We start from the raw sequence: 22102 nt of genomic DNA, 5'->3' as shown, positions 1-22102 counted from the left end.
GCCGCGGCGCTCTCCGAGTTCGGGGCGAAGGGAACGTGGGTGGCTGTCGCTTTGGGTGTGGGTCTTCTCGCCGGAGGGCCAGATAGTTACTTCCCGCATTCTCAAGGCTCCGTTGCGGTGAAGCTTGGGGGCTCCGGCTCCCGGGCGGCGTGCGACAAGATCACGTAGTCTTGGCGCCGCTGTGTTGCGCGGGGATGGTTCCCTGTGCCGGCGTGTTCGGGGTATTCGTGGAGAAAGGTGGTCTGGAGCTCCGTGTCTGTCGGTAACCGGACGAAAGACCGTAAGTGGCCTACGAAGGCCGTTCTGTTGCTCCTGTGCGGGCTGCTGACGGGGGTGGTGGTCTCGGCCGCCTCGTTCCCGGCGTTCGCGCTCGGCGGGCTGGTGGCGAAGGCGGGGGCGCAGGAGTTCTCCGCGCTGCCGAGCACGCTCGTGCAGCAGTCGACGCCGCAGGTGACGCGGGTCTTCGCCAATGACGGCAAGACGCAGATCGCCGTCCTCTACGACGAGTTCCGCAGCGATGTGCCGATCAGCCAGATCTCGGTGAACATGCAGAACGCCATCGTCGCGGCCGAGGACCACAAGTTCTACGAGCACAACGGCGTCGACCTCAAGGGCATCGCCCGGGCCGCCGTCAACAACAACAACGGCGGGTCCAAGCAGGGCGCCTCGACGCTGACCATGCAGTACGTGCGCATGGCGCAGGCTTACGGCGCCAAGACGCCGCAGGAGGCGATCGACGCGACCCGGGACAGCCCGGAGCGCAAGGTCACCGAGATCAAGTACGCGTTGCAGGTCGAGAAGGACCTGGACAAGAAGCAGATCCTCGAGCGGTACCTGAACCTCGCCCCGTTCGGCAACGGCGCGTACGGCGTCTACGCCGGCAGCCGGGTCTACTTCAAGAAGTCGCCCAAGGACCTGACCATCGCCGAGGCCGCGCTGCTGGCCGGCATGGTGAAGGCGCCGACCGCGTTCGACCCGACCACCCCGACCGGTTACCCGCAGGCGCTGGACCGGCGCAACTACATCATCGACAACATGGTGTCGCTGGGGCAGATCACCAAGGCCCAGGGCGACGAGGCCAAGAAGGTCAAGCTGGGCCGGACGACGAACCGTCCCGGCAACGGCTGCACCTCGGTCGCGAAGAACAACTGGGGCTTCTTCTGCGATTACTTCTACCGCTGGTGGATGGGTCAGTCCGCGTTCGGCGCCAACTCGTACGAGCGGGAACGTCAGCTCAAGACCGGCGGCTACCGGATCGTCACCTCGCTCGACATCAAGGCGCAGACCGCGGCCCGTAACGAGATCACCAAGAAGATCAAGGACAAGAACAAGAACGCCGTCCTGATCGCCGCGGTCGAGCCGGGCTCGGGCCGGGTCAAGGCGCTCGCGACCAACCGGTCGTACAAGCTCGACGACGGCACCAACCCGCCGAGCTCGAACCCGCAGACCCGCAGGGCCGGGGCCCGGGCGACCTACCCGAACACCACCAACCCGATCATCACCGGTGGCGGCGACATCAACGGCTACCAGGCCGGCTCGGTGTTCAAGATGTTCACCATGGTGGCCGCGCTCGAGAACGGCCTGGAGCTCAGCCACTCCATCACCTCGGACTACTTCTACAAGACGAGCTATCCGGTCGCCTTCAACTCGCCGGCGGCCTGCCCGAACACGTCTTTCTACTGCCCGGAGAACGCTTCGAAGAGCGAGAAGGGCACGTTCAACATGTGGACCGGCTTCGGCAAGTCGGTGAACACGTACTTCGTGCCGTTGCAGGAGAAGGTCGGCGCGGAGAAGGTCGTCGACGTCTCGAAGCGGTTCGGCGTGCAGTACCGCTCGTCCGACGACCGCAAGCTGATCGCCACCCCCGAGGCGGCGCACCAGTTCGGCGCGTTCACCCTCGGTGTCACCGCGTCGACGCCGCTGGACATCGCGAACGCGTACGCCACGCTGGCCGGCGACGGCATGTACTGCGCGCCGACGCCGATCAAGCAGATCTACGCGGCCAACGGTTCCAAGGTCAAGGCCGGTCAGCCGTCCTGCAAGCGGGCCACCAGCGCCGACGTGGCCCGCAAGGCCCTGGACGCGGCCCGCTGCCCGGTCGGTGACCGCGCGCAGCTCGGCAGCTGCGGCGGCGCGACCGAGGCCAACGCGTACCGCACGGTCGGCCACCCGATCTTCGGCAAGACCGGCACCACCGACAACGACAAGACCGCGTCGCTGGTCGTCGGCTCCCGCAACCTGGTCGTGGCCGGATACATGGTCAACCCGGACTGGGCCAACCACACCGACCGGATGCCGCACAGCGTCATCAACCCGATCGTCTACCGCACGGTCGCCGACTACATGGAAGGCCAGCCGCGTACCGAGTTCAAGAAGCCGGGCGAGTAGCGGCCGACCCGGTAGGGGTGCGGGCCGGCGGTCAGTATCGTATGAGTGGCCGTTCGAGCTGCGGCACGTTTGAGGCGCGTGTAGTGGGGTATCGCGCGGCGACCAGCCGCCACCGTTTTCGACAGGGGTCGACGATGTCCTTGCAGTACCGGATCGAACGCGATGCGAGCACCGTCACGGTGGCACCCGAGGGGGACGTCAGCCTCGAGACGGTCGACGTGCTGCGGGAAGTCCTCCGCAGCACCGTCGACGCGCCGAACACCGACCGCATCGACGTGGACATGAGCGGGGTGGCCTTCCTCGACTCCAGCGGCATCGGCGTGCTGGTCGCCGCGCAGCGGGCGGCCGCCGCCCGCGGCGTCACGCTGATGCTGCGGGAGCCGACGGCCATGGTCCGCATGGTCCTGCAGATCTCAAACCTGGAGGACATCCTGGTCCGCGAGCCCGTGGACGACTGAGACGCGCCGGCCGTCCGGGTACACCACCTCGGCGGTGGCCCCGGGCGGCACCTCGACCGCGATCAGCAGGTCGCCGTCGTCCAGCCGCCAGCGCACGCTGATGAGGCCCTGCGGGCTGTCGAAAGTGCCGCGGGCCCACCCGATCCGCTCGTCCGGCACCGGGGCGACCACGAAGGACTCCCACGCCACGGAGCCGGGGGCCTGGCGCAGGCCGAGGACGTGGGTGTGCAGGAAGCGTACGGCCGCGCCCTTGCTGTAGTGGTTGAGTGAGCCGGTCGCCGTCCCGTCGGCGGCCACGCCGTCCCAGTCCTCCCAGACGGTGGTGGCCCCGCGGTCGAGCATGCCCAGCCAGGACGGCGAGGTGCGCTGGAGGAGAAGGTCGTACGCGACGTCGGCGTGCCCGGTGTCGGCGAGCACCGGCAGCAGGTCGGCCGTGGACAGGAACCCGGTGCCGACGTGGGTGCCGGCGTCGCGGATCAGGGTGACGAGGCGTTCGGCGATCGCGTCGCGCCGGTCCGGCGGCACGAGCCCGAAGGCCAGCGCGCGGACGCAGTTCGCCTGGGTGCGCAGGCCCGTGTCGAGGAATTCGGTCTGCCAGGCGGCGCGGATGTCCTCGGCCAGGGCGGCGTAAGTGGACGGGCGGCCCAGCACCTCGGCGATCGCGGCCAGCGTCCGCACCGAGCGGAACAGGTACGCCGTACCCACCTCGCCCTTGTCCGCCATGAACCAGGCCATTGGATCGCCGGCCGGGCCGCGGTCGCCGGGCTCCAGCCACTCTCCCCAGTGGAAGGTGCCGTCCCACAGGAACCGCTCGTGCGGTTGCGGGGTGGCCGATCGCTCGACGCGGGACGGGTGCCGCTTGTCCCGGGCGGCGGCCAGCGCGAAGTCCACCCACCGGGTCATGGCGTCCCAGTTCTCGGCGAGCGCGGCCCGGTCCCCGTACGTCTGGTAAAGCGTCCAGGGAACCGTGACGATGGCGTCGCCCCACCCGGCCGAGCCGGTGATGTGGTCGGCCTCCGGGTTGGGGATCGCCTTGAGGCGCGCGTGGTCGGGGGAGACGTTGGTGACGCGGCCGTCGGCGAGCTGGTCGTCGCGGACCGAGCGCAGCCATTTGCGGCTGAAGCCGTCGACGTCGTAGAGGCGGGCCGCGGTCGGCGCGAAGACCTGGTAGTCGCCGGTCCAGCCGAGGCGTTCGCGGGTGGGGCAGTCGGTCGGCACGTCGACCGCGTTGCCGCGGAAGCTCCAGCCGGCGACGGCGTGCAGGCGGTTGAGGTCGTCGTTGCCGCAGGTGAAGGTGGCCGTCGGCCGCAGATCGGTGTGCACGACCCGCATCACGACCGCGTCCGGGTCGACCGGGCGGCTGAAACGGGCGTAGCGGAAGCCGTGCACGGTGTGCCGCGGCTCGAAGACGCCGCCGTCGCCGGCCGAGACGACCTCGTCGCGCTGGACGAACGGGATCGGCGCCTGGCCGGGCTTGGCGCTGTCGAGGTGGCTCGTGGTGAGGTCGCCGTGCGCGTCGAGGTGTTCGCCGTAGTCGATGACGGTCCGTGTCCCGGCCGGGCCGAGGTCGCTGAGCGTGATCCAGCCCGAGGCGTTCTGGCCGAAGTCGGCCACCAGCGGGCTCACGAAGTGTGCCCGGCGTTCCTCGACGACCCGCACGGGCGGGGCCGGGGACCAGTCGATCGGGGGCGCGGTCACGGCGTCGGTCAGGACCTTCGAGGGGTACGGGGTGACGGCCGTGAAGTCGGTGGTCTGCCCGTTCATCAGGTCGGCGGCGACGATGGCGCTGGGCTGCGAGGTCCAGGTGGCGTCCGACCGTACGACCTGGGTCGTGCCGTCCGCGAAGCGCAGGTGGAGCTCGACCCGGGCCGCCGTCAACGGCCCCCAGGCCGCGCGTTTGCGCCAGGCGCCGGACAGCCCGCGGTACCACCCGTCGGAGAGCAGGACCTCGATGGCGTTGGCGCCCGGCCGCAGCGCCCCGATCACGTCGGTGGCCTGCGCGTACAGCGTGTCCGCGTAGGAGGTCGAGCCGGGGGTGAGCTCGGCGTCGCCGGCCCGCTCGCCGTTGACGAAGGCCTCGTAGACGCCGAGCGCGGTCGCGTAGAGCCGGGCCCGGACCACGTCGCCGTGGACGTCGAACTCGCCGCGCAGCCGCTCGACCTGCCCGTCGGACGAGGGCGGCGAGATCCACGAGGCGGTCCAGTCGGCGTCGAACAGGCCGGCCTCGAAGGTGCTCCAGGCCGAGTCGCCGACCCGCCACTCGGCCTGTTCGCCGCTGGTCAGCGGCCGCCACGGCCAGTCGACGAAAAGGTGACCGTCGACGGTCACCGGCGGCTGCGCGGCCCCTTCGATCCGGGCTTCGAGCCGCCACGCGGCGGCGCCGCCGGGTTTCCAGGACAGCCGGGGGCGGGCGACGGGCGCGTCCACGCGCAGGTCGTACGGCGTGGTCATCGCAGGCCCGCGCGCATCTGGGCGAGGCAGTCGCGGATCAGGCCGGGCAGCGCCGCGTCGTCGTCACCGGTGGCCCAGTGCGCGACCGACGTGCCGATCACGGTGATCACGACGCCCGCCATCAGGCCCGGGTAGGTGTCGGTGCGCAGGTCGCGGCCGGTGCGCTCGCTGATCACCTCGGCCAGCAGCTGACGGGTCAGCTCGAGCACGCGCAGGTTCTCGGCCAGCAGGGCCGGGCTGGCCTGCAGGACCGTCAGCAGCTCGGCGAACTCGGCGCGATCGCCGGCCAGGCCGGCGATGGCCTCCGGGAGGAACGCGAGCAGCGACTCCCAGACCGGCTCGCCCTCAGGGCGGTCACGTAGCTGGTCGGCGAGGGCCCGGTGCTGCTGGGCGAGCTCGTCGAGGATCGCCTCCTCGCGGCTGCGGAAGTGGTAGCGGAACGTCCGTGGCGCCATGTCGGCGGCCGCGGCGACCGCCTCCGGCGTGACCGCCTCCAGGCCGTTCGCCAACATCATCGACCACGCCGTTCGGCTCAGCGCCCGTCGCGTGGCGGCCTTCTTACGTTCGCGGAGACCAACTTCCCGAGTCATGCCGAACATCTTTACTTTTGGTTGCCGCGATTGCAAGATTGCCGCCACGGCAACGATTAACGAGCCCGTAACGGAGGCTTCATCATGTCCAAGTTCCCCGCCGGCTTCCTCTGGGGCGCGGCCACGGCGCCGCACCAGGTCGAGGGCAACAACCACAACAGCGACTTCTGGCAGGCCGAGGCGGCCATGCCGGGCATGGAGCGCAGCGGCGACGCCTGCGACAGCTACCACCGCTACGCGGAGGACATGCGCCTGCTGGCCGACTCCGGCTGCAACGCCTACCGGTTCGGGATCGAGTGGGCCCGGGTCGAGCCCGAGCCCGGCCTGGTCTCGCGGGCCGAGCTCGCCCACTACCGTCGCATGATCGACACGGCGATCGATCTCGGCCTGACGCCGGTGGTGACGCTGCACCACTTCACCAACCCGCGGTGGTTCGCCGCCGAGGGCGGGTGGATGGGGGAGCGGGCCGTCGAGCGGTTCCTGTCGTACGCCGAGACGACCGCCGCGATCCTCGACGGCGTTCCCTGGGTCTGCACGATGAACGAGCCCAACATGCTCGCGATCATGACGATGATGGCCCGCCTGGCCGCGTCGGGACAGCAGTGGCAGAGCCCCACGGTCGACGACGGCGCCCGGCCCGTGCTGCCCTCGCCCGATCCGGCCATCGGCCGCCGCCTGGTCGACGCCCACCACGCCGTGCGCGACCTGATCCGCGAGCGCACCGGCGCCAAGGTCGGCTGGACCGTCGCCAACCAGGCCCTGGTGGCCCGGCCCGGCGGCGAGGAGAAGCTGCGCGAGGTCCGGTACGTGCGCGAGGACCTCTATCTGGAGGGCGCCAAGGGCGACGACTTCGTCGGCGTGCAGTCCTACTCCAGCATGTGGGTCGGCCCGGACGGCATCGAGCCGCACCCGGTGCGCCCGGACAACACCCTGGTGGGTACGGCGTACCGGCCCGACTCGCTCGGCCTGGCCGTGCGGCACACCTGGGAGGTCACCGGTGGTACGCCCGTGCTGGTCACCGAGAACGGCATCGCCACCGGCGACGACGAGCGGCGGATCGCCTACACCTCGGCCGCCCTGGACGGCCTCGAAGCGGCCGTCGCGGACGGTGTGGACGTGCGCGGCTACCTGCACTGGAGCCTGCTCGACAACTACGAGTGGGGCCACTGGGCGCCCACGTTCGGGCTGATCGCCGTCGACCGCGAGACCTTCGTGCGCACCCCCAAGCCGAGCCTGGCCTGGCTGGGCGATCTCGCCCGCCGCAACGGAGGCCGCTGATGCTGCGCCCCCGCCCCACCGCCACCCGCGAGCAGGTCCGCCTCGACGGGCTCTGGCGCTTCGCCGTCGGTTCCCGCGACGCCTTCACCGGCCTGGAGGCGCCGGTCCCGGCCAGCTACAACGACCTGTTCACCGATCCCGCCATCCGCGACCACGTCGGCTGGGTCTACTACGAGCGCGAGGTGCGGGTGCCGCGCGGCTGGTCCTCCGAGCGGATCCTCGTACGGGTCGACGCGGCCACCCACCACGGCCGCGTCTACATCGGCGACGAGCTGGTGGCCGAGCACTCCGGCGGCTACACGCCGTTCGAGGCCGACATCACCGGCCTGGTCCGCGCGGGCGAGGAGTTCCGGCTCACCATCGGCGTGAGCAACGAGCTCACCGAGACGACCATCCCGCCCGGCACGATCACCGAGGGCCCGGACGGGCGCCGCCGCCAGCAGTACCAGCACGACTTCTACAACTACGCCGGGCTGCACCGCTCGGTCTGGTTGCACAGCGTGCCGGCGGTGCACATCACCGACATCGCGGTGACGACCGCGCTCGACGGCACCGTCTCCTACGAGGTGTCGACCAGCGAGCCGGCCGAGGTGCGGGCCCGGGTGTACGACGCGGCGGGCGTGCTGGTGGCCACCGGCACCGACGGCATCGTGAAGATCGTCGACCCCATCCTGTGGAAGCCCGGCGCCGGCTACCTCTACACCCTCGAAGCCGAGATCAAGGGCCACGATGTGTACGCGCTGCCGTTCGGCGTGCGTACGGCCGAGGTCCGTGGCACCGAGTTCCTGATCAACGGGGAACCCTTCCACTTCACCGGATTCGGCAAGCACGAGGACACTCCGGTGCGGGGCAAGGGACACGACGACGCCTACCTCGTGCACGACTTCCAGCTGCTCGAGTGGATCGGCGCGAACTCGTTTCGCACGTCGCATTACCCGTACGCCGAAGAGGTCCTGGACTTCGCCGACCGGCACGGCGTCGTCGTCATCGGCGAGACCGCGGCGGTCGGGCTCAACCTGGCCGTCGTGTCCGGGCTGACCGGCGCGCCGCCGCGGCCCACCTTCTCGCCCGAGACCTTCGGCGACGCCACCCGCGAGGCCCACGCCCGGGCCATCGCCGAGCTCATCGCCCGCGACAAGAACCACCCCAGCGTCGTCATGTGGTCGCTGACCAACGAGCCCGCCTCCAATGAGGACGGCGCCCGCGAGTACTTCGAGCCTCTGGTGAAGCTGGCTCGCACCCTCGACCCCTCGCGGCCGCTGACCTACTCCGCGGTCATGTTCGCCACCGCGGCCAACGACCAGATCGCCGACCTGTTCGACCTGCTCTCCATCAACCGCTATTACGGCTGGTACGTGGCCACGGGCGACCTGGAGACGGCCGAGGGGTACCTGGAGGCCGACCTGCGCGGCTGGATCCAGCGATTCGGCAAGCCGGTCATGATGTCCGAGTACGGCGCCGACACCCTGCCCGGGCTGCACTCGGTGTGGGACACCCCGTGGACCGAGGAGTACCAGGCGGCGTTCCTGGCCATGCACCACCGGGTCTTCGACCGGATCGAGGGCTTCGTCGGCGAGCACGTGTGGAACTTCGCCGACTTCCAGACCTCGCACGGCATCCACCGGGTGGACGGCAACAAGAAGGGTGTCTTCACCCGCGACCGGCGGCCCAAGGCGGCCGCGCACGAGCTCCGCCGGCGCTGGCGCCGGCCGTGACCGGCAAGCCGGCCACCATCAACGACGTGGCCCGGGCGGCGGGCGTCGCCTCCTCGACCGTCTCCCGGGCGTTCGCCCGGCCCGGCCGCGTCAACGTCGAGACCGCCGAACGCATCCGCAAGGTCGCCGCGGACCTCGGCTACCGGGCCGGCCCGGTCCCGCGCCCGGCCCCGCGCGGGCGCACCTCGATGATCGGGCTGGTCATCTCGGACGTCACCAACCCGTTCTACGACGAGATCATCCGCGGCGCCCAGGCCGCGGCGGGCCGGGCCGGCCGCACGACTCTGCTGGCCGACGCCCAGGAGAACGGCGTGACCGAGCGGGACGTGCTCGAACGGGCCGTACCGCTGGTCGACGGCCTGGTCCTGGCCACCTCCCGGATGTCCGACTCGGCCATCCGGCAGGTGGCCAAGCAGCGCCCGGTCGTCGTGCTCAACCGGATCGTGGCCGGGGTGCCGTCGGTGGTCGTCGACAATCCGCGCGGCGCCCGCCGGGTCGCCGAGCACCTCGGCGAGCTCGGCCACCGCCGCCTCACGTACGTGGCCGGCCCGGAGGCGTCGTGGACCGACGGCGTGCGCTGGCGGGCGCTGCGCGAGTGGGGCGTCCACGCTCATCGCATAGGTCCCTACGAGCCCACCGTGGCCGGCGGAGCGGAGGCGGCCCACGAGTTCGCCCGCCGGCCCACCTCGGCCGTCGTCGCCTACAACGACCTCATGGCGATCGGGCTCGTCCGGCGGCTGACCGCCATGGGCGTCCGCGTGCCGGACGACGTCAGCGTGGCCGGCTTCGACAACATCTTCGCGGCCGAGCTGGTCACTCCCGCCCTGACCACCGTCGCCGCGCCCCTGCACGCCATGGGCGAGGCGGCGGTCAAGGCCGTGCTGGCCGGTGCCGGGCCGTCCGCCGTCACCCTGCCGACCCGGCTGGTCGTGCGCGCCTCGACGAGCCGGCGCCGCGGCAAAGCATGGCAATCCATGGCCACCACGGCCGCCGCTGCCGAGGCTCGGTTGCCATGACCGTTCCCGCTTCCGTCGCCCCCGACGTCCTGCCCAAGGCCCGCGGCGGCTTCATCTTCTGGATGATGGCGGCCAACTTCGGCGTCGCCATGGCGTACGTCGTCCCGGCCGCCTTCTCCCTGGCCGTCCGCATCGACGAGCTCGCACCGGGCCGGGAGGAGGTGCTGGGCTACGTCACCGGCACCGCCCAGGCCGTCTTCCTCGTCCTCAGCCCGCTCATCGGCGTGTGGAGCGACCGCACCCGCAGCCGCCGGCCGTTTCTGATCGCCGGCGGCGTGCTCGGCCTGGCCGCGCTGGCCGCCATCGCCGTCGCCCCCAACCTGTTCCTGCTCGGCGCCGGCTGGATCCTGGCCATGCTCGGCTGGGCCACCGCCGCCCAGACCATCCTCGCCCTGCAAGCCGACCGCATCCCCGAGGAACAGCGCGGCCGGGTCTCCGGCTTCTCCGGGATGACCGGCCAGATCGGGCCCACCATCGGCATCGGCGTGGCCAGCGCCGTCAGCGGCAACACCTTCCTCGTTTTCATGCTGCCCGGCCTGATCGGCGCGGCGCTGCTGGCCGTCTTCGTGGCCACCAGCAAGCGGGAGAACATCCGCGCCAACGTCGCCACCACTCCGGTGTCGGCCCGGACCCTGCTCGGCAGCTACGTCTTCAACCCCCGCAAGCACCCGGACTTCGGCTGGAACTGGCTCGGCCGGCTCGCCTTCTTCATGGGCCTGTACTTCAACACCACGTTCGCCACCTTCTTCTACGCCCAACGTCTCGACCTTCCCGTCCGGGAGGTGGCCGGCACGGTCGCCGTCATCAGCGTCATCGGCCTGGTCGCGGCCACGGCCGGCGCCATCGGCGGCGGCTACCTCTCCGACAAGCTGCGCCGCCGCCGGCTGTTCGCCCTGATCGGCGCGATCTTCTTCGTGGCCGGGGCGGTCGTCGAGGCGTTCGCCCACTCGTTCCCGGCCCTGCTCGTCGGCTCCGTGCTGATGCAGCTCGCCATCGCGTTCTTCAGCGCCGTCGACCAGGCCATCGTGCTGGCCGTGCTGCCCAGCCGGGACGAGGCGGGCCGCTACATCGCGGTCGTCCAGTTCGCCCACAAGCTGCCGTCGGCGGTGGCGCCGCTGATCGCCCCGTTCATCATCGCCGGCTCCTCCGGCGAGAAGAACTACACCCTGCTGTACCTCACCGGCGCCGTGCTCGCCCTGATCGGCGGCCTGCTGGTGTTCACCCGAGTCAAAGCCGTTCGCTGAAAGGGATCCCGCATGCCTTCGCTGCACGACCTCATCTCCCTGCGCGGCCGCCGCGCCGTCGTCACCGGCGGCGCCCGCGGGCTCGGCCAGGCCATCGCCGAGCGCCTGGCCGAGGCCGGCGCCGACGTCCTGCTCGGCGACCTCGACGCCGACCTGGCGGCGAAGGCCGCCGCCGACCTCGCCGCCCGGTACGGGGTGAAAGCCATCGGCACCCACATGGACGTGACCGACAGCGCCTCGGTCGCGGCCGCGGCCGGCCTGCTGGACAGCCTGGAGATCTGGGTCAACAACGCGGGGGTCTTCCCGAGCGTCCCGCTGCTCGAGATGACCGACGAGGCGTGGGACGCGGTGTTCGCGGTGAACGCCCGCGGCGTCTTCGTGGGCACCCGCGAGGCGGCCCGGCGGATGACCGGAGGTGGCGTCGTGGTGAACATCATCTCCACGGCCGGGTTCCGGGCCAGCGCGCCCGGCCTGGCCGCGTACGTCGGGTCGAAGCACGCCGCCCGCGGCCTCACCCGGGAGATGGCGGTGGAGCTGGCGCCCCGGGGCATCCGGGTGCTCGGCGTCGCCCCCAGCTTCGTGCCCACCGAGGGCACGATGGCCGCGGCCGCCGCCCTCATGACCGGTGACATCCCGCCCACCCCGCTCATGATGACCAGCCCGATCGGCCGCCCCGGCACCCCCGACGACATCGCCCGCGTCGCCCTGTTCTGCGCGAGCGACCTGTCCTGTTTCATGACCGGCAGCACCCTGCTGGCCGACGGGGGCGAAACGGCCTGATCTACGCTGGCCCGGCATTGATCGCGATCTTGGGGGATTTGTTCTGATGCCGGAGATTCGGCCAGCCACGTTCGAGACGGCGCCGGAGTTCGTCCCACCGAAACGGTCGCCGCGGCGATGGATCGCACCGGCGGCCGTCGCGGCGGTCGCGGTCGCCGTGGCCGGGGTGGTCGTCGTGTCGCGGCCCGGGGACGCGGCGCCCGAGGCGGTCACGGCGACCGTCGCCCAGTCGTACGAGAGCGACGCCGACCGCCGGCTGCGGCTCATCGACCAGATGCTCGCGAGGCGGGCGGCGGCGTTCAAGGCCGGTGACGAGAAAGCGTGGCTGGCCGACATCGACCCGGCCGCCACCAAGGCGATCGCCTTCGAGCGGAAGCGGTTCGCCAACCTGCGGCAGTTCCGCTTCGCCTCGTTCGACCTGTCACTGAGCAACGTCACGGCCACCGCCGTCTTCGACGAGAAGCCGGACGTCGTCATCGACCAGATCTCCCGGCTCACCGCCGACGTCGACCGCTCGGTCATCCCGTACGACTGGAAACTCGCTTTCACCGGCGACACCGTCACCATCACCGACGCCGCGCCCAGCTGGAACCCGCAGTACCAGAACCCGCTGCTGTTCCCGCCGGCCGACGACGTACCCCTGCGGACCGCCACGGCCGGCGGCATCACGGTCGCCTCGGCCGTGGGCAGCACCTGGGATCCGAAGGTGTACCTGCCGGCCGCGCAGCGGGCGGCGAAGCTGGTGCGGTCGTTGTGGGGCGCACGCCCGTACGGCACCCCCGGTTTTGTGATCTTCCTGGGTGACCACAAGCAGTTCCTGAAGTGGTACGACAACAACGTATCCCGGCAGGGCGCCGTCGGCGTCACCGTCTTCCCGCGGGCGACCGACGACGAGGGGACGGAGCAGTTCGACCGTCCCAACCCGAAGGTGCTGCACGAGCCGAACCAGCCCTCCTGGATCCGCCGCGGCGCCGGCTCCCGGATCGTGCTCGACATGTCGCGGTTCACCAGCGTCCGCCAGACGCAGACCGTGATGGCCCACGAGATGGCCCACGCCATCGCCCCGCACCTGATCCAGTCCAGGGCCGGCGGCTACGGCCCCAAGTCGACCAACGTGCAGGCCAGCTGGCCGATCGAGGGCTTCGCCCGCTGGGTCGAGTTCCTCGACGCTCCCGGATACGCCCAGACGGCGACGCGCGCCGTCCGAGCCGGCCGCGCCTACCGCCCGGCGGGCCCGTTCCCGCCCAGCGAGACGTTCTACGCCCCCGACGCCAAGCGCCAGAGCTACAACTACAACCTGAGTTCAACGATGTTCCTGGCCGCCGAACGCACCGGCGGACGCCAGAAGGCGGTGGACCTCTACGTGTGCCTGACCAACCAGATGGAGTACCAGGCCGACACCGAGATGTTCATCGACAACTGCGTCAAGGGCGTCGGCCTGAACCCGGCCAAGCTCTGGCCCACCCAGCGCACCCTGGCCGGCCGGTGAACTACGACCTGTGCTTCTGGGCGGCGGGAGAGGGAACGCCCAAGCAGATCTAGACCCCCAGTCGAACCAGGTCCTCTGATCAGCGCTCGAGAACAGTGCGCGGGGGCGACCGGCGTGACCCTTTAGGCCATGGGTGAGCGCCGGTCCTCGGCGGGTGGCCGCAACCGGGGCTCAACTGGAGTCATGCCTGACATCACCCATCACACCGCGCCGACCCGGTTCGCCGAGGCCGGCGGCGTCTCGTACGCCTACCGCCGGTTCGGCACCGGCGGGGGCGTGCCGCTGGTGCTGCTTCAGCACTTCCGTGGCAACCTCGACAACTGGGACCCGGCCCTGACCGACGGTCTCGCCGCCTCCCGCGAGGTCATCCTCGTCGACTACGCCGGCGTGGGCGCCTCCACCGGCGAGCCGGCGCCGTCCGTGGCGCGCAGCGCCCGCGACATCATCGCCTTCGCCGACGCCCTCGGGCTCGAGCGGATCGACCTGCTCGGCTTCTCCCTCGGCGGGTTCGTGGCCCAGGAGATCGCCCTCGTCCGGCCCGGACTGGTTCGCAAGCTGGTGCTGGCCGGCACCGGCCCCAAGGGCGCGCCCGGCATGCACGCGTGGCGCGAGGACATCGCGTCGCACGCACGGGCCGAGGTGAACGACGCCGAGGATCTGCTCTACATCTTCTTCGCGCACACCGAGACCAGCCAGGCGCTCGGCAAACAGTTCCTGGGCCGCATCTTCGCCCGTACCGAGAACCGGGACGAGCCGACCACCGTGGCCGTCCGCGACGCCCAGTTCGACGCCATCATCGAGTGGGGCATCCCGGACCACTCCGCGCTGCAGCGGCTGACCGGTATCACCGCCCCCACGCTGATCCTGCAGGGCGACGACGACCTGATGATCCCGACCAAGGGCAGCTACACCATGGCCGGGCTCATCCCGGACGCGCGGATCCGCATCTACCCGGACGCCGCGCACGCTTCGCTCTTCCAGTACGCGGCCGAGGCCGCCGCTGACGTCAACGCATTCCTCAGCGAAGGAGACAAGTGACATGGCCGATCTGCTCGAAGTGATTCTTGAGACGTACGGCGGTCGCGCGGCCTGGGAGCAGGCTCAGCAGATCAGCGCCCGCCAGTTCTTCGGCGGCGTGCTCTGGGGCATGAAGGGCTGGCCCGGTGCGCTCGACGACGTCCAGGTGACAGTCGATCTGCACCGCGAGCACACCCGGCAGGAGCCGTTCTTCGAGGCGGGCCACCACACCAACTTCACGCCGCAGCGCGTCGCCGTGGAGACCGCGGACGGCGAGGTGGTCGAGGAGCTGCTCCACCCGCGCGACTCGTTCGCCGGGCACGTGCTCACCACCCCGTGGAGCCGACTGCAACTGGCCTACTTCTCCGGGTACGCGATGTGGACGTACACCACCGAGCCGGCATCACTGCTGCTGCCGGGCGTGCGGACCGAGGAGATCGACGGCTGGACCGAGGACGGCAAGACGTTCCGCCGGCTGGCCGTCACCTATCCGGACGGCATCGCCACCCACACCCCGCGCCAGGTGCTCTACGTCGACGCGGACGGCCTGATCCGGCGGCGGGACTACACCGTCGACATCGCCGGCCGGGCGCCGAGCGCACAGTACGCGCTCGACTTCGCCACCGTCGACGGCCTGGTCGTGGCGACCAGCCGGAAGATCTACAGCACGGACGAGAACAACCGGAAGGTTCCGGATCCGCTCATCGTCTCGATCGACCTGAAGGACGTCACGGTCGCGTGACCCCGGCGGGGACCCGGGCTCCGGCGCCGGGTCCCCGAGGTACGAGGCGTTCGGCTAAGCGGGCGTGACCAACCGCGCCCAGCTGGTCAGATGACGCCGTAGCGCATCGCGTGGGCGATGATGTGCGACCGGTTGCGCAGCCCGAGCCGCCGGGTGATCGTGTGGATGATCCCCTTGACGGTGCGTTCCGAGTAGCTGAGCCGGCCGGCGATCTCGGTGGTCTCCAGGCCTTCGGCCATCAGCCGGATCACCTCGATCTCGCGCGGGGTGAGCCCGGCCGCGTTCAGCCCGGCCTCGTCGAGCACGCGCTGCTGCAGGTCGCGCAGGTGCTTGAGCAGGTCGCCGACGAGTGGGGGCGGCATCACCCCGTCGCCGGCGGCGACGGCGGTGACCGCCCGGGTCAGCCGTTCGGCGGTCACCGCCGCCCGCGGCAGCACCGAGTGGACCCGGCACTCGACGGCGAGCAGCAGCTCGGAATCGTTCATCTCGTCGAGCACCAGCACCACCGGCCGGCGGGTGGCGGTGGCCGAGCGCCGCAGCGCCGCCACCACCCGGGCGTCCAGCCGGTCGGCGGCGAACACCAGCACGTCGCCGCCGGCCTGCTCGGGGCCGAGCACCCGCAGTTCGGGCCGGCCCTCCAGCAGCACGGTCAGCCCGGCCAGGGTGAGCGAGTCGGTGGCCTGCACCGACACGTCGAGCGTGGGGACCAGGGTCTGGGTCATGAGGCAACAGTGCCGTGCGATGACGGCGGAGGCATAAGTCAAATCACTGAAGACAGGGACTGATGGACGGAACGCACCGCGGCCGATCCCTCGCCGACGGCCGCCGCGACCCGCTTGAGGGAGCCGTGGCGGACGTCGCCGACGGCGAAGACGCGGGGAACGGAGGTGGCGAAGACGGCGTCCGTACAGATAAATCCGTCTTTGTCGGTTTCGACGCCGTCGAGCCAGTCCGTGGCCGCGGTGGCGCCGATGAAACTGAACACGCCGCGGCACTCCAAGGGCTCGTCGCGGCCGGTGAGGGTCAGGCTCTCGACGCGGTCGCCGCCGCCGATGCCGGAGATCTCGGTGCCGGTGAGGACGGTGATCCGGGGGTCGGCCAGGATCCGTTCGACCAGGTACGAGGACATCTTGGCGGAGAGGTCGGTACCGCGGACGATCAGCGTCACGTGGCTGGCGTAGCGGGCCAGGTGCAACGACGCCTGCCCGGCCGAGTTGGCCCCGCCGACCACCGCCACCGGCTCGCCCGCCACGCCCTGGGCCTCCAGGTCGGTCGCGGCGTGATAGACGCCGTTGCCGACGAAGTGGTCCCAGCGGTCGATCGGCAGCGACCGGTAGGCGGCGCCGGTCGCGACGATGACCGCCCGGGCCGTGATCTCGGTGCCGTCGTTCAGCACCACCACGTGCTCCTTCTCGCCCGGGCGCAGCGCCGACACCCCGCACGGCGTGGCGATCTCGGCCCCGAACTTCAGCGCCTGCACCGCCGCCCGCGTGGTCAGATCGAGCCCGCTCAGCCCGAACGGGAAGCCCAGGTAGTTCTCGATCCGGGCGCTGGTGGCCGCCTGCCCGCCGGTGGCCACCATGTCCAGCAGCAGCGTGCTCAGTCCCTCCGAGGCGCCGTAGACGGCCGCGGCCAGGCCGGCCGGCCCGGCGCCGACGATGGCCAGGTCGACCGTGCCCCGGCCGATGCTGCTGTAGGTCAGCCCCAGCCGTTCGCTGATGATCCCCGGCGTCACCCGCCGCATCGCGCCGGCCGGCGTCAGCGCCACCGGCAGATCCTCGGGCGACAGACCGGCTTGCTTCAGTACGCCGTGCGCCTCGGCCGACGCGGCGTCCAGCCACAGATGCGGCAGTCCTTGACGGGACAGGAACACCCGCAGGGCCAGCCCATCGCCCGAGCGGGGATCGCCGACGATGGTCGTCGACTGCTCGGCCCCCAGCCGCAGCAAGCGGCGCCGGGCCAGAAAGGCCCGCAGGAACAGGTCGCCCAGGTCGGTCTGCTGGGCCATCAATCGCCGGAACGACGCCTGGTCGATGACCCGGACCGTGCCCGGCTCGACCACGGTGACCGCCTGGTTACGGGTCTGGCTGGTCAGCAGGCTCAGCTCACCGGCGAAACCACCCGGCCCGTACGTGAAGAGGCCGTCCCACAGCGTGGCGCTCCGGGACACGATCAGGTCGCAGTTCGCCTCGCCCACCTCGTACAGCCGCGTCCCGGCGGTCACGGTCACCTCGGCGCCGTACGTGGCCGCGCGCGCCAACTGCTCGGCGTCGAGCCGGGCGGTCGCGGCGGCGGGCAGATCCTCGATCTCGGGGAAAGACGTCCTGTTCACCCGGCAACCGTGACAGGGGCGGGTGGCCTCCGTCACCCGGGCCGAGTTTCCGGCGTCACACGGGCAACGGCGCTTGCCCACACCGCCGCTAAGCTCGATCTTGTGCCGGCGCAGACACCCTTCCTCGTGGGGCGCGAGACCGAGCTGGCCCACTTCCGTGAGCTGCTGGACGCGGTCGGCCCCGGCGGGCAGGCCGTCGTGGTCGAGGGTGAGGCCGGCATCGGCAAGAGCACCCTGGCCGCCGCGGTGGCCGCGATCGCCGCCGAACGGGGCTTCCGTGAGCTGCGCTGCACCGGCGTGGCCAGCGAGACCACGGCCGGCTTCGCCGGGCTGCACGAGCTGTTCCACCCCGTGCTCGACCGCCTGCCCAGCCTGCCGGCCCGGCAGCGGCAGGCCCTGGAGGTCGCGCTCGGCCGGGCCGACGGGCCGGCGCCGAGCCGGCTGATGACCGGCCTGGCGGCGCTCGGCCTGCTCGAGGAGTACGCGTCGGAGCAGCCCACGCTGGTCGTGGTCGAGGACGCGCAGTGGCTCGACGCCTCCACCGCGCAGACCGTCGCCTTCGCGGCGCGCCGCCTGTCCCAGGCCCCGGTCCTGATGATCATCACGATGCGCCACGCCTCGGAGCTGTTCGCCTCGCTGCCGCAGCTCCCGCTGGGCCCGCTCGGCGAGCAGGCGTCCGAGCAGCTGCTCGCCGGCCTCGACGCGCCCACCCGCAAGCGGATCCTGGCCGAGGCCGTCGGCAACCCCCTGGCCCTCACCGAGCTGCCCCGGGCGCTGACCCCGGCCCGGGCCGGCGACCAATGGCTGCCGATGACCCGCCGCCTCGAGCAGGCCTTCCTCGACGGCGCGGCCGGCCTGCCCGAGCGCAGCCGGCAGATGCTCCTGCTGATCGCCGCCGCCCCCGAGTCGTCCCTGCGGCAGCTGATGGCCGCCGCGGCCGGGGCCGGGCTCACCCTGGACGACTTCGCCCCGATCGAGCGGGCCCGGCTGGCCGCCGTGGCCGGCGACCGGGTCGTGCCGCGCCATCCGCTCGTGCGCTCGGCCGTCTACAACGCCGCCTCGTTCGCCGAACGGACCGCCGCCCACCGCCTGCTGGCCGACACCGCCACCGACCCCGACCGGGCCGCCTGGCACGCCGCCGCGGCCACCCCCGACTACGACGACGCGGTCGCGGCCGCCCTGGAGCAGACCGCGGACCGGGCCCGCGACCGCAGCGCGCAGATCGAGGCGGTGGCGGCCCTGCGCCGCGCCGCCGCCCTGTCGTCCTCGGTGACCGACCGCAGCCGCCGGCTCGCGGCCGCGGCCGAGGTGGCCCGGCAGGCCGGCGAGGTGGCCGCCAGCGCGCTGCTGGTCCGGGAGGCCTGGCCGCTCGCCGCCGACCCCGACGTGCTCACCCACCTCACGCTCACCGAGGTCGCCCTGGGCGCCAGCGCCGCCGTGCCCGGCCACAGCACCGGCGAACTGCTCGACCTGGTCGCCCGCCTGGCCGGGCCGGGCGGGGGCGAGAACCGGATGCAGCGCCTGCGCGTGCTGGCCACGGCGGCCACCGCCAACGCCATCGAGGGGCTGCCGGCCGACCTGCGGGCGCGCCTCGACGACGCCATCGTGGCCGCCGACGCCGGCGCGCGAAGCCCGCACGCGCTGGTCGGCCGGGTGCTGCTCGACCCGGTGAGGCACGCCGCCGAGGCCCGCGAGCGGCTGCCCGAGCTGGGCCGGGCGGTCCGGGCCTACCTGGCCGAGGGGACGTCACCGAGCCGCTCGCAGATCATCATCGGGGTCGGGCTGATGGCCCAGGCGGTGCACGACCTGCCGGCCGCATCGGAGTGGTGGAGCCTGGGCGTCGACCACTTCCACCGGGCCGGGGCGCCGGGCGACGAGGCGTGGACCATGCGAGAGCGCGCGCTCATCCGGGTCGGGTTCGGGCAGCTGCGCGACGGCCTGGCCGACGCCGAGATGGCGCTGCGCCTCAGCTCCGACCTCGGACTGCGGGTCACCGCGGCCGACTCGGCGATCGTCGCGGCCCGGGCGTACGCGTGGCAGGGCGACAACGCGCGGGCGCTGGCCGCGATCGCGCTCGGCGACGGGCTCGACGTCACGTTCATCAAAGCCCGGGCGAGCTGGTCGGCCGGGCTGGTCGCCCTGAACGAGCACCGGTACGAGGACGCGTGGACGGCCCTGGAGGGCGCCCAGGCCATCGGCACCACCGGGCTGTGGTCGCTCGGCGACCTGACCGAGGCCGCGGTGCGCACCGGGCGTACGGCCGTCGTGCAGCCGCTGCTCGACCGCGCGGCGGCGTTCCCCAGCCCGTACCTCAAGAACCTCGTCCGCCGCGGCCTCGCGCAGATCGCCCCGGGACCCGAGGCGGAGGAGCATTACGAGGCGGCGCTGGCCGCCGAGGACAACCCGGCCGTGCTCGAGGTGGCCAGGACCCGCTTGGCGTACGGGGAATGGCTGCGCCGCCGAAGGCGCATCGTCGACGCCCGGGAGCAGCTGAGCGCGGCCCTGCGGGCGTTCGAGGGCGCCGGCGCGCATCCGTGGGCCGAGCGTGCCTCGACCGAGCTGCGCGCGGCCGGGGTCGCGCCCGTCGCGTCGCGCCCCGGCCGGAACACGCTCAACGAGTTGACGGCGCAGGAACGGCGCATCGTCGAGCTGGCCGCGGACGGCCTGACCAACAAGGAGATCGCCGACCAGCTCTACCTGTCGCACCGCACGATCGGAACCCACCTGTACAAGGTCTTCCCGAAGCTGGGCATCAGCAACCGCAACCAGCTCAGAAGCGCACTGTCCAGTTCTCCCGCTCATACAGAGGCACCAGACCGGCGCTGACCATGTTGGACAGTGACTGGTTGCCCTCGCCGCGCCAGGTCTCGGCGAACAGCCGGCCGCATCCGGCCTCGGCCGCCGCCCGCGCCCGGGCCGCGATGAGGGCCGACTGCGCGCCCCGGCCGCGATGCGTCGGCCTGGTCGCGGCGGCGTTCAGCCCGGCCCCGTCGCCGTTGAGGTAGACGTTGCCCCCGGCGACCACCTGGTCGCCGTCCCACGCGCCGAACGGCCGCCAACCGGCCCGGCCGGCGGTCGAGGCGAGCATCGTGGTGAGGTCGCCGGCGGGCATGCCGAACGTGTCCAGCACGGCGCCGGCCCACTCCTCGGCCGTCTCCGGTGTCACGGCGGCGATCCGCAGATCGGTCGGAGTGTCCGCGATCGCGGCCGGGTCGCCGCCCAGCTTGACCCAGGTGCTGGTCTTCTCGAGGCCCCGGCCGGCGAATCCGGCCGGCAGCACCGACGGAACCAGCTGGAGGACCGCCTGCCGCACCCGGTGGGTGCGGTAGAAGTCGAGGACCTCGTCGAGGACGGCCGGGGTGAACGGCTCGGTCACACCGAAACCGAGAGCCTTGCTCCAGTACGACGCCGGATCGTGCCGCATGGCCAGGACCACGCCGCCGCCGATCCGGGCCGCGGCCACGCCGAGCCGATCGCGCGCGGCCGCGGGCATGCGGGTCTCGTAGTCGTACATGAACGCGGCCTCGGTCAGCTCGGCGAGCTCGTTCACTTCCGTCATCGGCGGAAGACCACCTTTCCCGTACGGTCCGGCGCGCTCGCGTGCGCGAGGGCGCGCGCGTAGTCGCCGAGTCCATACTGCGCGGCGATCTCCGTACGCAGGACCCCGTCGGCGATGAGCCCGGTCACTTCCGCGTACACCCGCTCGATCTCCGCCCGCGGCGCGGTGGCGATCCAGTTGTTGAGCCAGAAGCCGTGCACGTTCAGGTTCTTGAAGAGCAGGTGCACGCGGTCGACGACCAGCGGCTGCCCGCTGAGCGCGGCGAAGTTCACGATGTGCGCGTTCACCGACAGCACCGCCGCCAGGCTGTCCACGACCGGCCCGCTCACCCCGTCGAGCAGCAGCGCCGGCCGCTCACCGTCCAGGACGTCACGGACCTGGGCCATCAACGTGTCGTCGCTGACCACGACGGCGTCGCCACCCGGCACCTCGGCCCCGGGCCGCCGCACCACGTTGAGCGTGCGCAGCCCGCGGTGCCGGGCCAGCGCGACGACGAACGCGCCGAGCGCGGAGTTGGCGGCGGTCTGCACGACCCAGTCGCCCGGCTTCAGCCCGTCGCCGTAGCCCAGCAGCAGGTACGCGGTGGCGGCGTTGATGCCGGCCGTGGCCAGCTGGGCCGGGTCGGCGTTCGGGTCGGCCCGCACCACGAACCGCTCCGGCACCACGGCCTCCTCCTGCCAGGTGCCCGGCTGCGGGTTGGGCAGCACGAGGACCAGGTCGCCGGTGGTGACCGCGGTGACACCGGCGCCGACCTCGGTGACCACACCGACACCCTCGGCGCCGAGCGGTGACGGCAGCGGCGGCCGTACGGCGTACCGGCCGCTGACGGTCAGGAAGTCGGACGGGTTGATGGGCGCGGCCTCGATGGCGACCCGGACCTGACCGGCCTCGAGCGGCGCCGGAACCACGTCGACGATCCGCAGGCTCTCGAGCTTGCCGAACTCGTGCAGCTGAAGCGATTTCATGGAGGGCGACGCTATGTGCCCGGCAGCCCGGCGACGCCCCCGAATCCGGCATCCTGCCCCCGCGGGCAGACCGCGTTT

The 22102-nt window shown here is 71.9% G+C and carries 17 protein-coding genes; 11 read left to right on the top strand and 6 right to left on the bottom strand.

What is annotated here, in order from left to right; all coding sequences use genetic code 11:
• Positions 1-252: 252 nt before the first annotated feature.
• Together AB0C26_RS24040 and AB0C26_RS24035 are read left to right on the top strand one after the other, a co-directional pair.
• Entirely contained in the window at positions 253-2388 is a 2136-nt protein-coding gene (locus AB0C26_RS24040; RefSeq protein WP_360251425.1) for a transglycosylase domain-containing protein, read from the top strand.
• 134 nt (positions 2389-2522) lie between these two features.
• Positions 2523-2846: an STAS domain-containing protein gene (locus AB0C26_RS24035; protein ID WP_360251422.1), complete on the top strand. Its 324-nt coding sequence runs from the start codon at positions 2523-2525 to the stop codon at positions 2844-2846.
• Here AB0C26_RS24035 and AB0C26_RS24030 read toward each other — a convergent pair.
• Both AB0C26_RS24030 and AB0C26_RS24025 read right to left on the bottom strand, forming a co-directional pair.
• Entirely contained in the window at positions 2802-5297 is a 2496-nt protein-coding gene (locus AB0C26_RS24030) for a family 78 glycoside hydrolase catalytic domain (RefSeq protein WP_360251419.1), read from the bottom strand. The genes AB0C26_RS24035 and AB0C26_RS24030 overlap by 45 nt on opposite strands.
• Positions 5294-5887 (bottom strand): TetR family transcriptional regulator, encoded by a 594-nt coding sequence (locus AB0C26_RS24025; protein WP_360251416.1) that lies wholly within the window; start codon positions 5885-5887, stop codon positions 5294-5296. The genes AB0C26_RS24030 and AB0C26_RS24025 overlap by 4 nt, the downstream gene beginning before the upstream one ends.
• Before the next feature lie 84 nt (positions 5888-5971).
• Between AB0C26_RS24025 and AB0C26_RS24020 the strand changes: the two genes are divergently transcribed.
• The 8 genes from AB0C26_RS24020 (at position 5972) to AB0C26_RS23985 (ending at position 15168) form a co-directional block, all read left to right on the top strand.
• Positions 5972-7165, top strand: coding sequence for a family 1 glycosylhydrolase (locus AB0C26_RS24020; RefSeq protein ID WP_360251413.1), 1194 nt, complete (start codon positions 5972-5974; stop codon positions 7163-7165).
• Positions 7165-8880, top strand: a complete 1716-nt coding sequence (gene uidA / locus AB0C26_RS24015; RefSeq protein WP_360251410.1) for a beta-glucuronidase — start codon at positions 7165-7167, stop codon at positions 8878-8880. The genes AB0C26_RS24020 and uidA overlap by 1 nt, the downstream gene beginning before the upstream one ends.
• A complete protein-coding gene (locus tag AB0C26_RS24010; RefSeq protein ID WP_360251407.1) occupies positions 8877-9896 on the top strand; it encodes a LacI family DNA-binding transcriptional regulator in 1020 nt (339 codons plus the stop codon). Before uidA ends, AB0C26_RS24010 begins: the two co-directional genes overlap by 4 nt.
• The gene (locus AB0C26_RS24005; RefSeq protein ID WP_360251404.1) at positions 9893-11140 is read left to right on the top strand and encodes an MFS transporter; all 1248 of its coding nucleotides are present in this window, start codon (positions 9893-9895) and stop codon (positions 11138-11140) included. Before AB0C26_RS24010 ends, AB0C26_RS24005 begins: the two co-directional genes overlap by 4 nt.
• Before the next feature lie 12 nt (positions 11141-11152).
• Entirely contained in the window at positions 11153-11920 is a 768-nt protein-coding gene (locus AB0C26_RS24000) for an SDR family oxidoreductase (protein ID WP_360251401.1), read from the top strand.
• A gap of 46 nt (positions 11921-11966) precedes the next feature.
• Positions 11967-13409, top strand: coding sequence for a hypothetical protein (locus AB0C26_RS23995; RefSeq protein ID WP_360251398.1), 1443 nt, complete (start codon positions 11967-11969; stop codon positions 13407-13409).
• A gap of 183 nt (positions 13410-13592) precedes the next feature.
• Positions 13593-14447: an alpha/beta hydrolase gene (locus tag AB0C26_RS23990; protein WP_360251395.1), complete on the top strand. Its 855-nt coding sequence runs from the start codon at positions 13593-13595 to the stop codon at positions 14445-14447.
• 1 nt (position 14448) lies between these two features.
• Positions 14449-15168, top strand: a complete 720-nt coding sequence (locus tag AB0C26_RS23985; protein ID WP_360251392.1) for a hypothetical protein — start codon at positions 14449-14451, stop codon at positions 15166-15168.
• Positions 15169-15254: 86 nt separating this feature from the next.
• On the opposite strand, the gene AB0C26_RS23980 is transcribed toward AB0C26_RS23985, so the two are convergent.
• Both AB0C26_RS23980 and AB0C26_RS23975 read right to left on the bottom strand, forming a co-directional pair.
• On the bottom strand, positions 15255-15890 hold the full coding sequence (locus tag AB0C26_RS23980) for a response regulator transcription factor (protein WP_360251389.1): 636 nt from the start codon (positions 15888-15890) through the stop codon (positions 15255-15257).
• A gap of 38 nt (positions 15891-15928) precedes the next feature.
• Complete coding sequence (locus tag AB0C26_RS23975) at positions 15929-17500, bottom strand: FAD-dependent oxidoreductase (protein WP_360251386.1); 1572 nt, start codon at positions 17498-17500, stop codon at positions 15929-15931.
• 102 nt (positions 17501-17602) lie between these two features.
• Between AB0C26_RS23975 and AB0C26_RS23970 the strand changes: the two genes are divergently transcribed.
• The gene (locus tag AB0C26_RS23970) at positions 17603-20326 is read left to right on the top strand and encodes an AAA family ATPase (protein WP_360251383.1); all 2724 of its coding nucleotides are present in this window, start codon (positions 17603-17605) and stop codon (positions 20324-20326) included.
• Here the strand turns inward: AB0C26_RS23970 and AB0C26_RS23965 are convergent.
• Both AB0C26_RS23965 and AB0C26_RS23960 read right to left on the bottom strand, forming a co-directional pair.
• Entirely contained in the window at positions 20271-21059 is a 789-nt protein-coding gene (locus tag AB0C26_RS23965) for a GNAT family N-acetyltransferase (RefSeq protein WP_360251380.1), read from the bottom strand. The two genes, AB0C26_RS23970 and AB0C26_RS23965, sit on opposite strands and share 56 nt — an antisense overlap.
• Complete coding sequence (locus AB0C26_RS23960; protein WP_360251377.1) at positions 21056-22024, bottom strand: zinc-dependent alcohol dehydrogenase family protein; 969 nt, start codon at positions 22022-22024, stop codon at positions 21056-21058. Before AB0C26_RS23960 ends, AB0C26_RS23965 begins: the two co-directional genes overlap by 4 nt.
• Positions 22025-22102 lie beyond the last annotated feature (78 nt).

The sequence above is a fragment of the Actinoplanes sp. NPDC048796 genome (genome assembly GCF_040650035.1).
Lineage (GTDB): Bacteria > Actinomycetota > Actinomycetes > Mycobacteriales > Micromonosporaceae > Actinoplanes.
This window is presented reverse-complemented; position numbering and strand designations above follow the sequence as displayed.